The sequence below is a fragment of the Oscillatoria nigro-viridis PCC 7112 genome (assembly GCF_000317475.1).
In the GTDB taxonomy this organism is placed as follows: domain Bacteria; phylum Cyanobacteriota; class Cyanobacteriia; order Cyanobacteriales; family Microcoleaceae; genus Microcoleus; species Microcoleus nigroviridis.
The window spans coordinates 2,200,766-2,217,086 of sequence record NC_019729.1 but is presented as its reverse complement, the minus strand read 5'-3'; the positions used below and the strand labels follow the sequence as shown (position 1 = coordinate 2,217,086).

Sequence of the window (16,321 nt, the reverse complement as noted above, 5' to 3'; positions counted from 1 at the left end):
TCACGGAGAAAAATTATGCATACCCTACCTAGAACCTCAACCACCGAAATGGAAGTCACCAGCATTCGACTCGAAAGAGAACTCAAAGAGAGACTTAAAGAACTCGCGGGCAATCAAGGCTATCAAGCTTTGATTCGAGATTTGCTCTGGAATTACGTGCAGCAGAAGTCTGGAGAGTATCGGCAGATGTTTTCTCGATCGGATATTCGAGCCAGCATTAATGCCACAGCACAGCAGGAGGAACGCTGCGCGCTTACAGGAGAGTTGATTCGACCGGGCGGGCCGATGTTATTAGGACTGACGGTGCACGGCGAAATGGTGCCGCTGAGTATGGGAAGTATGGCTGGATAAACCAGTTTATCGAAAATTTGTCAGAGCGATCGGCCTGGGGTGAAGGCCCCAGGCGCTGAAGATCGTACTATTTTAGATTTTAGATTTTAGATTTTAGAATTGGGAATGGCTTATAAGATAAGAGTTTGGATCGCTGGTCTAGAGTAGAATTACTTTTGGGAACTGGTATAAAAATACTTCGGACAGTTTTTGATTGCCCACAGTAAAATAAGGGTTTCCAGGCGATGCGGCAATAGAACTACCAACTGACATCATGTCCGGTCGAGCGACCGCGATTTTTGTAGGGGTGGGTTCACCAACAATACCTGCCAACAATCTCCAATCTCAAAAACCCACCCCGACCGGGATATTATGGTTAACCGATCGCAGATGATATGACATCTTGCACCATTTTCAATAAGCTTTTTATGGGCGGGTTCTCCTACCCAACCCTACTCCCCACAAGAAATTGCACTTGCTGTGGAACAGGCCGGAAAGCCTGTTCTTGAGAACGATCCAAGATGCGAGCTACCAACGAAAAATCGAAGGTTTCAGATTACGAACTAAAAACAGTCCGGGCTATTGGTATAAAATCCCGCAGTATTGAAACAACATATATTTAACGAACCACGAAGACGCCAAGAGCACGAAGAAAGATGGAGAAGAAGATAGCTGATGTTAGCGGTTCGCAATTGTGGTAATACAGATGCGGACGCTCCAAAACGCGCGAGAAGAGTGCTAAACTTTCCATCGGGCGTGCCGACAGACGATCGTAAATTTGATGAACAAAATTAAGGTAATGCTGAAAAACCCCTACTTGACTGCTGCGAGTTCGATCGCCCTTCTCACAATTATTGCCGGATGCGCCGCTACTAAATCGCCGGAACTTGTATCTCCCTCTCCTGTAGCTGAATCTTCCCCGCCGCCAGTTAAACCAAGTCAGCCTCAGCCCTTAATAGTCTCTGCTACCAATCCCAAAACCCCCACAAATACCAAAATCCAGCAATATCTCAACGGGTTGGCAGCCCAAGGTTTTGCCAAAGAAAACCAAGGCGTCTGGATGCAATCGGGCAATACTTTGCTAGCCAATCATCAAGGTACCGTTCCTCTGTCAGCAGCTTCTATTACCAAAGTAGCAACATCTCTTGTAGCGCTGCAACAATTCGGGCCGGAACATCAATTTATCACCTTAATTGGTACAACGGGAAAAATTGAAAACGGCGTATTAAAAGGCGATTTAATTGTTGCCGGCAGCGAAGATCCGTTGTTTGTCTGGGAAGAGGCGATCGCCCTCGGTAACGCCTTAAATCAAAAAGGGATAAAGCGAGTCACTGGCAATTTGATAATTGTCGATAAGTTTTACATGAATTTTGAACTCGATCCCCTCAAATCGGGAGAATTGCTCAAGCAAGGATTGAACAGTCAAATCTGGCCCAGCGAAGCCGCCGCCCAGTATCAAACACTGCCTCCAAATACCCCACAACCCCAAATAGCAATTGAGGGTAATGTAAAAGTTTTGTCAGCACCTCCCAATGACGTGCAACCTTTAGTCAAACATTATTCTTTGCCCCTCGCCGAACTGATCAAAAAAATGAATCAGTACAGCAACAATCTCATGGCAGATATGCTAGCGGATACTGTCGGCGGCGCTAAAACAGTCGCGCAAAAAGCAGCAGCAGCAACCGGAGTTCCCCCCGCAGAAATTCAACTCGTCAACGGTTCGGGATTGAGCGAAGAAAATCTCATTTCTCCCCGGGCTGCTTGCGCGTTGTTTATCGCTTTAGAACGCTATCTTAAACCTTACAGCATGACAGTTGCTGATGTCTTAACTGTAGTTGGGAAAGATAAAGGAATACTGTCAGAAAGGCCGCTTCCCCAATTAGCAGTAGTCAAATCTGGCACCTTGGATAATGTTAGCGCTTTGGGTGGAGCGCTGCCCACTCAAAAACAAGAAACTGTGTGGTTTGTGATTATGAATCGCGGGGCAAATGTCGAGACATTTCGCACTCAGCAAGAGGTTTTGCTGAAAAGCTTTTTGAATGAGTGGGGAAGTGTTCAAGTTTCGCCGCCCGAATTAACGCCAAATCCTGCTAGAAATAGTAAGGTATCTCGCAGCGAAATTGTTCAATAAACTGTTGTGCATTTAATTTGTATATTCCGGGCGGGCTAGAAGCCCACCCCACAACAGAGTTTGTAGGGTGCGTCAATCGATTTTAGATTTTAGATTTTAGATTGACTTGCGCGAGATAAATGCTCTTTCTTGAGGATTTTAGATTTGAGATTATCGATTTTAGATTTTAGATTTTAGATTGACTTGCGCGAGATAAATGCTCTTTCTTGAGGATTTTAGATTTTCGATTTGGGATTGATTCCACGGCTCGATCGCGTGGCGGGTACCACCTTTGAAATTCCTGGTCAGCAGAGAAATTTTGAATTTGCAGCTAAAATAATGCAAGCTGATACACCCTAGGAGTAAAAAGTAATTTAATTAGGGGTTTTCGCCCTAGCGACTACAATGCCGATCGCACTTTCGACTCTCCTAATATATCTCTGCAAGTCGTAAGCAACTGTCACCTTCCCAGCAGGCGAAGCGTGAATTAAACCCATATTGCCGTCAGCATTGCGGTAGACTAAACCCGTGTGGGTGACATCCAATCCTTTAATCTCCGTGGCTACCGCTACAATATCGCCCGGTTTTAACTGGGAATAAACACTTTTTATCCGATTTGTCGGGATGTAATTAACAGTAGTTTTGGCTAAGTCTGCTTCTTGGCTGACAATGCACTGATAAGTTGCTTCGTCTTTGACCATTTGCGGGTAACTGCTGCGGTGCTGGCTCATGAAATTTAGTGTTTTATTCATGGGTACTCCGCCCAATTCAGCAGTGATATTTTCCACTGTTTGCCGTTTTTGATTGTCGTTAATCCATTCGGAAAAATAGTGCAACCTGCTGCAATAACCGTTCATTTTACCGTTTAAATACCGCTGTTCTTCTATGCGATTTACAAAATTTTGATAGTCGTAATCTTGTACTGCTACGCCCCGGGCGATCGCCAAAACTGTTTCTACAAACAAAACGCAATCAAATTTATTCAAAGTTACGAGCAACTTTTCTTCGCCGGATTTGTCCAGCAAACCCTCAGCGTAGGGTTTTCCTAGGAAATAATCGGCGATCGCCTGGACGATTTCTCCGATCGAGCGATCGTGCAAATTTTGTCGTTTTGCATACTGTACAACCTTTTCAAAACGTGCTATGTCTTCAGGCTGTGCAGCGGTTTCTCTCTCCGTGTTATTTGAGTCCGATCGTCTCGCCAGCACCTTCAGCAATTCGGAATAAGAAATTTCCGCTAAATTGTTGAAGGGCCAAAACAGACTCGGGAAACTGGAAACAGTTTGCTTGTTTGTTACTTCCCGATTTTCGCTTTCTCCCGTCAAGGAAACCGCTACATCTGCTCCCTGTCCTGCTGTTTGTCGATCGACAACATATTCCGCAGCAGGTTGAGACTGAAATGCCCAAACATCAGGGATCAAAAAATTATTCACGCTGGCGATCGCAAATCCCAAAACAGCCAGACTCAAAAAATTTCTCATGTTTTTCAAAGGATTTTGCTTCAACTGAGTGCTATCCTGAAATTTTTACAATTATTAGAAGTCTCAATCAGCCTAGCAGACCGATAAAATTGGCAACAGCACACTCGATCGACACACTTGTCATTTAGACGCCGCCCTATTATAAACTGATCGTGCGAGTTTGATACCACAACACAATGCAAGTAGAACGCCGACGCAGCCCAATCGGGCCCCAACGCCCAGTCCAGCCCCAACGCCAAAGCAGCGAGCGTCCAGTCAAGTCCCGACGCCAAAGCAGCGAGCGTCCAGTCAAGTCCCGACGCCCAATCCAGACCCGACGCCCAATAGACTTGTTGCAAAAGTCGCTCTCAATTCTTGAAATTATCTGCGTTAATCTGCGTTCATCTGCCTTGTATCTGCGGTTGACCGATCGAGCAAAGATTCATGAAAGAGGTATAATCCAATCCCGACGCCAAAGCAGCCAGCGCCCAGTCGGGCCCCGTCGCCAAAGCAGCGAAGGCCCAGTCCCATCTCGTCGCCGAGTGAGGACGAAATTTTCTCGGTTAAAATACCGTAACATCCTGTGTTTAATTGCCGGGGCGATCGCGATCGGTTGGATTGTCACAATACCGTTCAGAATTCGCCGTCCCCCAGAACCGCCAGTCATCTTGGCTCAACAGCCCGTCTCGCCTCAAGAAACACTCTCGCCTCCGACAATTGAACCATCGGAAAATTTAGCCGCTCGTCAAAGCGAGCCTACCTTTAGCTACAACATCAAAACACCTCCTAATCCTGTTTACTCTCAAGAATTGCAAGGGATTGTTGATGAAGCTGTGAACATTGCAACCAGTAAAGGACTGCCTGCAGAACCGCTATCAATTACCTTATTTGATGTCAGCAATTCCAAAACTCACACTTTTGCCGGATATCAAAATCAAACTCTCCGATTTCCCGCTAGCGTTGCCAAATTATTTTGGATGGCAGCGTTTTACTCAGCCATAGAAAAAGGCCTAATTACGCAAAGAGAATCGACCTTTAAAAACGACCTGGAGCAAATGATTCGCGTCTCCAACAACGATGCTGCTAGCAGGATTTTAGACAAAATCACAGATACAAAATCCGGCGGACGGCTGGCAGGAGAAGAGTTGCAAACATGGCTGAAAAAGCGGACTCAAATTAACACATTTTTCCAGTCTGCCGGCTACAATGATATTCGTATAAGCACCAAAAATTATCCCATATACTATTTAAGGCAAGAAGGTCCAATCGGTCGCGACTTGCAATTGCGGGGCGATGCTTCCCAGCCGATTCGCAATCAAGTAACTACCGACCAAGCCGCCAGATTAATATATGAAATCTATACTAGGCAAGCGGTTTCTAGCGTCGCCAGCCGCAAAATGGCTTACTTGCTGACAAGAGATTTAGACCCCAAGGCATGGAAAAATGACCCTAGCAATTCGATACAAGGATTTCTCGGCGAATCTTTACCAACTAATATTTATTTTGGTTCCAAAGTTGGCTATACTTCCAAATCCCGCAGCGAAGCGGCATTTGTTAGAACTTTAGACGATCGCGCGATTTATATCTTAGTTGTTTTTGCAGACGATCCTGCTTATGCCAAGGACGAAACAGCTTTTCCGGCCATTTCCCGATACGTTTTCGATCGGCTAAATGCTCGTGACCCCAGCACTTTGCAGTGATATCGAGTAGCGCCGGTTGACTGTTGACTGTTGACTGTTGACTGTTGACTAGGGGTCGAAAAACTGAAGGATGGTTGATATCAAATCCGGTAGCATCGGAATTATTCATCTCTCTGTTCTCTTCCTCTGTTTTCTCGGCGTCAAAAGCGGTTTAATCATTCCAATGCAACCGGATTTGATATGAGTGTTGAATGTTGACTCGATTTTACAATTCCGGCGCCGTCAGAAGCTATCTTACGCACAAACAACGGTTTCTGCGAAAAATGGGGACTGGCGACCAAAAAAACGAATGTCTTGACCACAAATCTATGATTTTAGGTAAAACCCGCAGCAAGAAACCCGGTTTCTTATATCCTGTGAGCAAGTCCTAATTAGATTTGTAGTTAGGAAGTTGTTTATCTCTCCTCGGTCGATCGATAACTCTAAACGATGAGTTAAACAATTGATTCACCGGACACCATTTAACTGGGGCGAAAGGATTCGAACCTCTGAATGGCGGGACCAAAACCCGCTGCCTTACCACTTGGCGACGCCCCAACGTCTTAACCTTCAGTATCATAACATTCAAACACGGAAATCTGTCAAGCATTTTGACAATAAAATTTAAAAAATCTTTTTGAAAGCGATCGCCCGCAGCTTTATTCTTTGAGTTCAGGGGGGCGAGCCACCGGGATTTCAATCCTGAAATCCGCTCCCTGTCCCGGTTCCGAGATACACTTCAAACTTCCTCCGTGTTTTTCCACCACTATCTGGTAGCTGATAGACAAGCCGAGCCCCGTACCCTTGCCTACAGGTTTAGTGGTAAAGAAAGGGTCAAACAAGTGGCATTTAGCTTTTTCGGGCAATCCGGGCCCGCTGTCTTGAATCCGAATCACCACAACTTGACCCCTCGACTTTCCTGACTCATCAGCCTCCGAGTCTGGGCCCACCACCGCCGTCGAGATTTTGATCGTCTTGGGTGGGGACTGATTTTCCAAAGAGTCGATCGCATTCGCCAAAATATTCATAAATACTTGGTTGAGTTGTCCGGGATAGCACTCTACCTTCGGCAAGTCGCCGTAGTTTTTAATTACCTCAATTCCCGGCACTAGCCCGTTTGGCTTCAAGCGGCTGTGCAAAATCAGCAGCGTGCTGTCAATCCCTTCGTGAATGTCCACCGGCTTCATCTCGGCTTCGTCGTGCCGCGCGAAGTTTCGCAGAGACAGGACAATTTGGCGGATGCGTTCAGTTCCCATCTCTATGGAAGACAAAATTTTCAGCAAATCCGGCACTATGAAATCAACATCGATTTCTTCGTTTTTGTCGAGAATTTCGGGGCAAGGCTCGGGGTAGTGCTTTTGATACAAGTGCAGCAAATCCAGCAAATTTTTCATGTACTGCTTGCAATAAGTCAAGTTGCCGTAAATAAAATTAACCGGATTGTTAATTTCGTGGGCGACGCCGGCGACCATTTGACCGAGAGAGGACATTTTTTCGTTTTGGATGAGCTGAGCTTCTTTCTGCTGCAACTGCTGCAAAGTTTCCGTCAGTTGGCGGGCTTGAGTTTGAGCGGCTAAGGCTGCCGCCCGGGTTTGGGCGTAGAGTTCGGCTTGGTCGATCGCGATCGCCAGTTGATCCACCACCGCTTGCAGCAATTCCACTTCGCTCGTCGCCCAGGAACGGTGGCTGCTGTAATGGTTGCAAACTACAGCACCCATTTGACCGGAGCGAGTCTTGAGCGGCAGCAGCAGGTTAGAAACAATCCCCATACTGCTCAAAAAAGCTCGCGTGGGCGGTTCGATGCACAGTGCTGTTGCAGCGTCGCCGATCCGGAGCGTTTGGCGGTGGCAAATTTTCTCTGCCAGCAGGGTTACTTGTTCGATCGGGTATTCTGTGAGCCGCTCTTTCAGTTCGGGATTTGCCGCCTCGTGGGTGATTGCAAAGCTTGGCTGCCCGTCTCGCGAGATGGAGTACCACAAAAAGTAGCACTGGTCAACCTGCAACAAGCTGCGAATTTCGTTGACAGCCGTATCTAAAATTTTGTCGAGGTCGAGGGAATTCCGCATCTGGCTGGCGAGGCCGAAGAGCAGGCCTTCCCGGCGGCTCAACAATTCTTCTCGGGCCGCGTGGCGATCGATCGCCACGGCGATGGCGTTAGCCATGCAACTCAGAACTTCTAGCGCTCCCTCGCTTGCCAAAGCGCTACTGCACAGAGCCATCACTCCCACCCAGCGCTCCTCCACAATCAGTGGATAGGCAATGGTGCAAAGAGACGGGTTCGACATTAGGCACACAGGAGCCGTTTGGAGTTTTCCCGATTCGGTTCGCACCCAATCTTCTATTTCCCGTGTCCGCTCTTGGCTGCTAAGTCCTGAATTGGCCTGCAATTCTAACCGCTCTGTCTGCTGGTTGAACGTCCAGATGCTCGCCCCTGTGGCGTCGAGGTACTCTACCATTGCCTCGGTGCAGCGGTGGAGGATGACCGATATTTTCCCGCCTTGTCCGAGGGCTGCACCGACTTTAGCTTGCAGGGTTCCCAAGCGAGCTCGCTCTTGTAGGGACGCTGCCGTTAGTTGGCGATCCGAGGTGTCCCGGGGGCCGGCAACGATTTCTCTGATTTGTTGGGTATCGTCCGCGCGCCCGATGCCCGCTGAAGTTTCCCACACATATTGAGATTTGTCTGTTTCCCCCAGCGTCGGGAGCTTTTTTGTTCCGTATATTGTCCTGCTGCTCTGTGGCGCATGTACCGCACACAAGCTGCAGCGGTTCGAGCCAGAAACTAACTCCGAGATTTGCTGGCCCTTCGAGCTGATATCTTCTACCTCTGGCAACGGTTTCTGAGCTTTGACTAATTGCCAGCGCAGCTCTACCAAACTCGCAACTTGCCGACTCAAAGCTTGCAGAGCTTCTATGGTTTCTTTTGTCAAGTCTCGCGGCACCGAGTCCATGACGGATAGCACTCCCAGCACCTGCCCATCTGAGGTGACGACTGGGATTCCGGCGTAAAATTTCACGAAGGGGTAGGAAACCGTCAGCGGATGCTCGGCAAATCCGACGTTTGTGGAAGCGTCTCGGACAATGGCCGCAGGCGGTTCCTTGAAGGAATTTGCAGGGGGTTCGATCGCAAATTGGGGAGCTACTGGCGGTTTTTGCAGGGAAATTGCCCGGTCAAATTCCGAGTTTGAGTTTGAGCCGACTGCGAACTCTTCGGGAATTTGGTTCAGGGCGCGATCGCAAAAATTCAGGTAACGGTGGGCCAAAGTTCGATCGATACCTAACTGCGATTTCAACCAGTGGCGGTTACCGTCAATCAAGCTCAAGAAAGCAATAGGAGTTCGGCAGATCTGAGCTGCCAAACCGACCAAATTGTCCAAGCAAGCCTCTGGAGCCGAGCCCAGAAGCTGATACAAGTCAATGTTATGGAGCTTGAACACTTTTTTATCAAGAGGAAAGGGTGCTTTCATTATGTGTAACTGCCCGTCTAGTTGCTGGCAACCGCCCTTCTCAATACTTTCGAGAAAAACAAGCTATGAATTGTGTTATGGGAGACTGTGGGCGCAAAGTCGGCGCAGGCTGCTGGCGCCGAATTTAGACTAACCTCTTGACCGATCTGGAAACTTTTGAGTTATGGGAGTTAGAGCACCCCAGATCTAAGACTATATAAATTATACTTCCAGTTGACTATGCTTTTGAATACCTCCGGCTCTCTAAATCTAAGAGCCTCTGTTGGGAGGAAGCACCTTTCCCAAATTTATGACGATTGCTTACCTATAATTTTTTGATCGGTTTAATTGTATTTTAACAGACTTGTCTAATCGTGGGTAGCTGGCTTGCTGGTAGATTTAAATCAGGGGTTTGTGCCACAATACCAGTGTCCTTTACCGAGCTGTGCCTTAGCTTGGACTTCAACTACAGTTAGGAGATGAATTACAAAAGATTGGTAAGATGTTAAACTTTGTAACAATAGTTGTTCAAACTCGACATTTTAGGGTTTATGGGCCCGGATGCACATTTTGCAACTGTTGTAATTGCCGATCGACCACTATCCCAATCCCTTTTTTTGACTTTGAGGTAAAAAAACAGGGGTAAAGTTTCAACTAACACTCCAACGGGGTTGACAATTATTGCGTAGAGGCAACTCTCAAAAAATAACTGCAGGAAGTATGTTTTGTATTTTCAAGAACTATAAATAAACAGGGAGAAGAATATGTCTGCAAGTAGCAGTCAAGTACCAACTATTTTGGCAGTTGATGATAGCGTCGTGATGCAAGGACTTGTTAAACAGGCTTTAAGCAAAGAGTTTCGAGTTCTCGTAACCGACAATGCGGTGGATGCTTTGTCAACGATTTATCACGAACAAATTTCGGTTTTGTTGCTCGATGTTTCGATGCCTGGTATTGACGGATTGGAACTCTGCCGCACGGTGCGGAGCTTGCCTCAGTTTCAGAATTTGCCGATCGTAATGCTGACAGCGCGAGATGGAGCCTTTGATAAGGTACAGGGGCGTTTGGCGGGAGCAACAGAGTATTTAACTAAGCCGTTTGATGCTGATAAGTTGCGCGAGGTAATTGGTAAATTTATCAAAATCAAATAATCGGACTTAGGACAAAAATCAGTTTTGAGTAATTAATGAAGTAATTTGAGTAATTAATGAACTAAAAAGTTGCGATCTCGCTCTCTTATCCTCGACTTCTTTAACAAGTCGGGGGGCGGGGTATTCTGCACTATTTGCGAGGTAAGTGCTAAATTTTTAATTTTGCCAGGAGTAGGGGAGCGATCGCACTGACAGGTAGAACATATTGGGCGGCACCGAGGGCGATCGCCTCCTTGGGCATTCCGAAGACAATGCAGCTAGCTTCGTCTTGGGCGATTGTCAACCCCCCTTGTCTCGCAATAGCCAACATTCCGTCAGCACCATCTCTACCCATTCCTGTCAGCAAAACCCCCGCTGCTGCCCGACTATAAAAATTAGCTACCGACTTAAATGTCACCGTTACAGAAGGGCAGTGTCCCGCAACATGAGCAGCTTCTGAATAAACAAATCTGCCTTGAGAGTCCAATTCTAAATGACGTTTTTCTGGCGGGAAATAAACAGTCCCTGCTTGTGGCAATTCCCCAAAAGAAGCTATCTTAACAGGCAGTTTAGATTCATAACCCAGCCAATCAACTAATCCTTGCAAAAAACCTTCACTGATGTGCTGGACACAAATTATAGGCACGGGAAAACTAGCCGGAAGTTTAGAAATAATCGCGTACAGTGCTTGTGGCCCGCCTGTAGAAGCCCCTATAGCCAATACTTTAATAGTTTGAGCTTTAACATTTTCGTTGGAAAATTTGTAATTAGGAACTGGTGCTTGGTTGATTTTTACAATTTGATTATTATCTTCTGTTGGCGTCTTTTTTGGATGCCGTGTAAATACTTTGACTCCTGAGAGTATTTTAACTTTAGCTATTAATTGAGTTGCTAGGTGAGCGTAATCAGATACCAACCCGCCAATCGGTTTCGGAAAAACATCCAATGCACCAGCCTTTAACAATTGAAATACATTCTGAGTATCATTCGCTTGCACTGAAGCACTAATTACTAAAATTGGTAGCGGATATTTCTTCATTACTTCTTCGGTAAATTCTAACCCGTTCATTGGTGCCATGTTCAAATCCGTACAGATTACTTGGGGCTGAAGTTTGGGGATTAATTCTAGTCCTTCTAATCCGTTGCAAGCGGTTCCTACAACTTGGATTTCTGGCGAGGACTCAAAAATTCGTTTGAGGACGAGCGTAACTACTGGGGAATCTTCAACTAACAATAGTTTAATGGGCGATAACATCAGTTTGCTGGGAAATGGGGAACGGGAAATGGGGAATGGAAAATCGGGAATGGGGAATGGGGAATAGGGCACTTGTACTGCCCTTCGACTTACTTCCCTTCGGCGAAGCTGAGCGGGCAAACCGCGCAGGGCGAGTGGCTGAGCTCAGCACGAGTCGCTCAGTAACCGCGCAGTCAAAGTATTGGGCATTGGGCATCGATGCACTGGTAATGGCGCACTGGGCACTGGATATTGGGCCTTGCTAATTGGTAGTAAATAACAAATGCCTAATAACCAAGGAGTAATGACTAATGACTAAACTAACCTTTTTAGTGTCTCTACCAGCACATCTTGATTGAAAGTACCTTTAGGAATATAAGCATTTGCCCCTGCATCAGCACCTCTTTTTTTATCTTCATCCGATGCCAAAGATGTCACTAAAATTATCGGCAACTCGCTGTATTCTTTTTGCTCCCGAATCTTAATAGTCAGGGCCAAACCGTCTAAATTCGGCATTTGTATGTCAGAAATCACAGCATCAAAATCGCGAGTTTTCAATTTATGGAAAGCATCCAATCCGTCTACCGCCGTCACAACTTCGTAACCCGCACCTTCCAGGATGCGTTTTTCTTGAGTGCGCGTGGCGATCGAGTCTTCTGCTAATAGTATAACTTGTTTTCGGGTGGCAGTCTCAAGTTGGGATCGCGCACCAGAAACCCCACGAGACGAAACTTGCTGGCGTACAGATTTTATCAAATCGTGGGGATTGAGTACCATACAAACCTCCCCAGTACCGAGAATTGTGGCACCCGAAACATTTCGCACCCGTTTCAGCAATTTACTTTGAGGTTTAATCACCACATCCTGTTCGTCTATCAAAGCATCTACAAATAATCCCAATCTTTCCTCCCCTACTTTCAAAACAATACAAGGAATTTTTGAAGAAGTTGAATTGAGGAATTCTTGAGATTTTTTTTTCAGCATTTTGCTCCCTGTTTCCTGTCTAAAATATCGTTTTTTTTGCCACCCTTTTCTATTGTTTAATTCTAGTAAATCTGTTAGATGAGCAACTGATAGAGGCTGACCCTTTGAAAGTATAGTTTCCTTACCTTCTATAGCAAATATCTCAGACTGAGACACCTGTTGTGCCGTGTCTACAAACTCGACTGGCAGAGCATAAGGAATATCTTCAACTAGGACAATTAATACATTTGCTGTAGCTAAAGACGTGCTAATTTGCAGCCTCAAAGTGCATCCTTTTCCCGGTAAAGACTCTACTTGAATACTACCTTTTAGGGCTTCAACATTAGTGCGAACTACATCTAAACCCACCCCGCGTCCCGATACTTCTGTAACAAATTTTTTGGTCGAAAAACCCGGAGTAAAAATTAAAGATTTTACTTGATTTTCGGTCATTTCTGCCAGTTGTTCAATCGTACAAATATTACGTTTGACAGCCGTTTGTTTAATACTCTCTAGATTTAGTCCCCGGCCATCATCAGCAACTTCAATAATAATATTGCTGGCAATATTATAGCCTTTAATTCGGAGAGTAGCCACGGGAGGTTTACCTATTTTTTGCCGCTCATCAACAGTTTCAATACCGTGGTCGATCGCATTTCTAATTATGTGCATTAAAGGGTCTTTCATTTCCTCTAAAATACGTTTATCTGCTGTAGTTTCTCCTCCTTCAATCACTAATGAAACTTGTTTACCTTCCCGTTTTGCTAAGTCTCGAACAGTTCGAGGAAATAAATTAAAAATAGTAGACAAAGGCAGCAGTCTCAGAGTGCGAATTCCTGATTCTAATGCCTCAGCGATTAATTCGAGTCTGGCAGTATCTTCATAAACTCGATTTCTCAAGCGGTTGACTAAAGTTCCGAGACGTTCTAAACGTTCTTCTGTACGTTGATAGTAATCCTGCAATTGGTTAAATTTACCGTTGGCTTTAATACCGTTTTCATCTATTTGCATCCGATCGACAGTCAAGCTCGTTACAAAATATTCTCGGCTCCACTCTTCCCACAAAGTTGTAATTTGTTCGAGCTCTGCAACTCGGTGTCCTAACCGAGTTTTTGTGACAGTAAGTTCCCCTGCTTGAGTCATTAAATCGTCTAAATTTTGAGTAGCAACGCGAATGGTTTCAATGCGGTAAGATGAGGTTGATGATGCACTAACTGCCGACTGCGAAGCCGACTCAGTGGCGGGCCCAGAAGGTGCGGGCAAGTTTTGAGCTGGCAGTATAAATTCTGGCTTGGATTGTAGGGGTAAAAAAGAGGAATTTTTCTCTAAGTTAAGAACTTCAGAAGTTTCAACGTTTGTTTCTAGTTCTTTGGTAGAAGGCTCAGTAAATTGCGCTTCTACCAACGGTTGTTCTGGTACTTGTGAAGATGAGGGATCTACTATTGAGGCAGCAGCCTGTGGCTGTGGCTGGCTAGAAGCACCCATCATGCTAGCGAGGATGTAGAAAGTATTAACGCCGGAATCTTCGCCGGTAACGGCTTCGTGAACGAGTTTCCGCATGGCGTCTAAACCTTGCGAAAGTCGATCGCTAATATCGGAATTCAGTTGAGTTTCTCCCCGCTTGACAGATCCCAAAATATGCTCCATTTGATGAGCTAAAGATGCTACATTTTTTACTCCTAGCATCCCAGCATCACCTTTAAGAGAATGGGTTTCCCGCAACAATTGTTCTAACTTAGCTAAGTCGTCCGGGTGTTGTTCTAAGTACAGCAATCCGTCGTCTAGTTTCTGTAAGTGTTCTTGACTAGCGACTTTAAATACATCTCGAAGTTCTCGATCTTCAATCATCATATATGTTATTAAGTAATAGGTAAGTGAGCAGGTTCGCGGCTAATTGGTAATGATAATTATGTTGACTACTCAGTCGATTATTAATGACTAATGACTCATGATTACACTACTTCTTTAAGATTAAAGGCAGCTTCTGTGAGTTGTTGAGTACCGATTTTAACTTGATCGATGCCGCTGACTGTTTGAGACGCGGATTCCTTCATAGAAATCATGGCATCACCTACTTGCTGAATTGCGATCGCCTGGTGTTTAACATTAAATGAAATTTGCTGGTTGCTAGCAAACACCAGATTGCAAGCTTCCCTCACACCCGTAAAAGCTTCTGCCGTATCTTGTGCTGTTTTCACCCCTTCTGCAACCGTTTTGCGACTATCTTCAGTTGCTTTCAAAGTTGAGTCGATCGCACTCTTAATTTCTGGAATAATACCATTAATTTTCTGTGCGGCTTGTTGGCTTTCATCTGCTAACTTACGAATTTCGCTTGCTACCACCGCAAAACCTTTACCGTACTCGCCGGCTCTGACTGCTTCCACAGCGGCGTTGAGAGCCAGCATATTAGTTTGGCTGGCTAAATCACTAACCAAACTTGCGAGAGTCGATATATTGCCAATCTGACTCGTGCTGTCGTCGAGTCGATGATTTTGCTTAGAAATTGCCACCACAGCTTCTCTAAGATTGAGCATTTGATTGAGAGTTTGATCTACCTTTTTAGTACCTTCTTCGGCTAGATTTAAAGCTTGGCGAGCGGCAACGGCAACAGACTCAGCTTGCTCGGCTGTTTGCTGAGAAGATCTGCCCAAATTTTCTAGAGTTATTGTTGTTTGATTAACCGAGAGAAATTGCCTATTTGCTATTTGCTCTTGCCTGTTCATATTAGATTCTATTTGCAGAGAAAATGACGATACTTGGTAAATCATCCCCCGAATCAGAGCCACAATTTTTTGCAAAAAAAACCATCCAAATCCCAGCACCACAGCCAGGGAAACAATAGCAATTAGTGCGGCTATTTTTTGTAGATAATCAATAGAATAAAATAGCAATTTTTTGGGTGAAGCCTCCACAATTACTAAAAAAATATTTGTATTTTCTTTGCTGGGAAAAACTGTATTGTAGCTAATCACTAAATCCCTATTATCAATATTTCCCTTGCCACCTGAGAGTATTTTAGCAACAATATCTCCTGAATAATCATTTTTGACATTTTCCTTAGTTTTGAGTTCAAATCCCCATGCTTTTTTAGGATTGGGATGAGCCAGATAATACCCATCTTGATTTAAGATAAAAGATTGGTCTGATAGTTCATGATTGAATTTTTTAACTATATCGATCAGAGTGCTACCCAGAGCATTGCTAATCAAAATACCTTGTCTTTCCCCTTTGGGATTAAAAATTGGAGTTGCGTAGCGAATTGTTGGCTTGTAAGGAATTTCTATTTTCCCCCTTTCCTGATTCAGCTCTAAAGAAGACACATAGACTTCTCCTGATTTTAGCTTCATAGTTGCCCGAAAGTAATCTCTGTCTGCTTTATTTTGTAGTTGAGAATCTGGAATAACTTGGATATTTTTGCCGTCAGAATCTACGCGCACGATCTCCTTGCCACTGTTATCTATGTAACGTAATTGCATATAATATGGCTTAGCTTCCATCATGGCTAAAAATGTGAGTTGCATTCGATAAACCCAATCTTTATAAGTTGAATTAGTTTTTTTGTCTACTCCATTTCCTTCTTTAGCTCTAATCATTCCCTGAACAGGGGGAGTTTTGGGGAGAAACAAAATATCGGCTCTCAGGTTTTCCAATTTATTAATCATTTGATTGGCGGTGGAATTAACACTGTCACTAAGGGTTATTAATGCCAATTTTTGCAGGGCTTCTGTTGAAGAAGAAATTCCATACCAACCAACAATAGATACTGGAATCAAGGTACTTAAAATTAGGAGGATGAGCAGCCGGTGCTGCATTTTTTGGAAAAATTTGTTCATCATTGGTTACTGGGAATTGGTTACTGGGAACTTGTACGCTCGCGTAGCAGAAGTATGGGGAATGGGCAACTTGTACGATCGTCGCGTAGCCGAAGTATAGGAAATGGGGAATTGGTAGTAAATAAAAAATAACAGATCC

Annotated in this window: 10 protein-coding genes and 1 tRNA gene; 5 read left to right on the top strand and 6 right to left on the bottom strand. The window is 45.0% G+C overall.

What is annotated here, in order from left to right:
* Positions 1-15 precede the first annotated feature (15 nt).
* Together OSC7112_RS09555 and OSC7112_RS09550 are read left to right on the top strand one after the other, a co-directional pair.
* Positions 16-351, top strand: coding sequence for a ribbon-helix-helix domain-containing protein (locus OSC7112_RS09555; protein WP_015175707.1), 336 nt, complete (start codon positions 16-18; stop codon positions 349-351).
* 760 nt (positions 352-1,111) lie between these two features.
* Positions 1,112-2,461, top strand: a complete 1,350-nt coding sequence (locus OSC7112_RS09550; protein WP_015175706.1) for a D-alanyl-D-alanine carboxypeptidase — start codon at positions 1,112-1,114, stop codon at positions 2,459-2,461.
* Between the two features lie 353 nt (positions 2,462-2,814).
* Here the strand turns inward: OSC7112_RS09550 and OSC7112_RS09545 are convergent, their stop codons facing one another.
* Positions 2,815-3,921: an N-acetylmuramoyl-L-alanine amidase-like domain-containing protein gene (locus OSC7112_RS09545; protein WP_223300802.1), complete on the bottom strand. Its 1,107-nt coding sequence runs from the start codon at positions 3,919-3,921 to the stop codon at positions 2,815-2,817.
* 521 nt (positions 3,922-4,442) lie between these two features.
* Here OSC7112_RS09545 and OSC7112_RS09540 point away from each other — a divergent pair.
* Positions 4,443-5,600, top strand: a complete 1,158-nt coding sequence (locus OSC7112_RS09540) for a serine hydrolase (protein WP_223300801.1) — start codon at positions 4,443-4,445, stop codon at positions 5,598-5,600.
* Between the two features lie 465 nt (positions 5,601-6,065).
* Here the strand turns inward: OSC7112_RS09540 and OSC7112_RS09530 are convergent.
* Together OSC7112_RS09530 and OSC7112_RS09525 are read right to left on the bottom strand one after the other, a co-directional pair.
* Positions 6,066-6,137, bottom strand: a tRNA-Gln gene (locus OSC7112_RS09530).
* Between the two features lie 101 nt (positions 6,138-6,238).
* A complete protein-coding gene (locus tag OSC7112_RS09525) occupies positions 6,239-9,043 on the bottom strand; it encodes a GAF domain-containing protein (RefSeq protein WP_015175703.1) in 2,805 nt (934 codons plus the stop codon).
* Between the two features lie 743 nt (positions 9,044-9,786).
* Between OSC7112_RS09525 and OSC7112_RS09520 the strand changes: the two genes are divergently transcribed.
* Entirely contained in the window at positions 9,787-10,173 is a 387-nt protein-coding gene (locus tag OSC7112_RS09520) for a response regulator (protein ID WP_015175702.1), read from the top strand.
* A gap of 148 nt (positions 10,174-10,321) precedes the next feature.
* Here the strand turns inward: OSC7112_RS09520 and cheB are convergent, their stop codons facing one another.
* Complete coding sequence (cheB, locus tag OSC7112_RS09515) at positions 10,322-11,407, bottom strand: chemotaxis-specific protein-glutamate methyltransferase CheB (protein ID WP_015175701.1); 1,086 nt, start codon at positions 11,405-11,407, stop codon at positions 10,322-10,324.
* 14 nt (positions 11,408-11,421) lie between these two features.
* On the opposite strand from cheB, the gene OSC7112_RS09510 reads away from it, so the two are divergent.
* Complete coding sequence (locus OSC7112_RS09510) at positions 11,422-11,652, top strand: hypothetical protein (RefSeq protein ID WP_015175700.1); 231 nt, start codon at positions 11,422-11,424, stop codon at positions 11,650-11,652.
* A 49-nt stretch (positions 11,653-11,701) separates the two neighbouring features.
* Here the strand turns inward: OSC7112_RS09510 and OSC7112_RS09505 are convergent, their stop codons facing one another.
* Positions 11,702-14,197: a hybrid sensor histidine kinase/response regulator gene (locus OSC7112_RS09505; RefSeq protein WP_190274421.1), complete on the bottom strand. Its 2,496-nt coding sequence runs from the start codon at positions 14,195-14,197 to the stop codon at positions 11,702-11,704.
* 104 nt (positions 14,198-14,301) lie between these two features.
* Complete coding sequence (locus OSC7112_RS09500; RefSeq protein ID WP_015175698.1) at positions 14,302-16,185, bottom strand: methyl-accepting chemotaxis protein; 1,884 nt, start codon at positions 16,183-16,185, stop codon at positions 14,302-14,304.
* Positions 16,186-16,321: the final 136 nt, after the last annotated feature.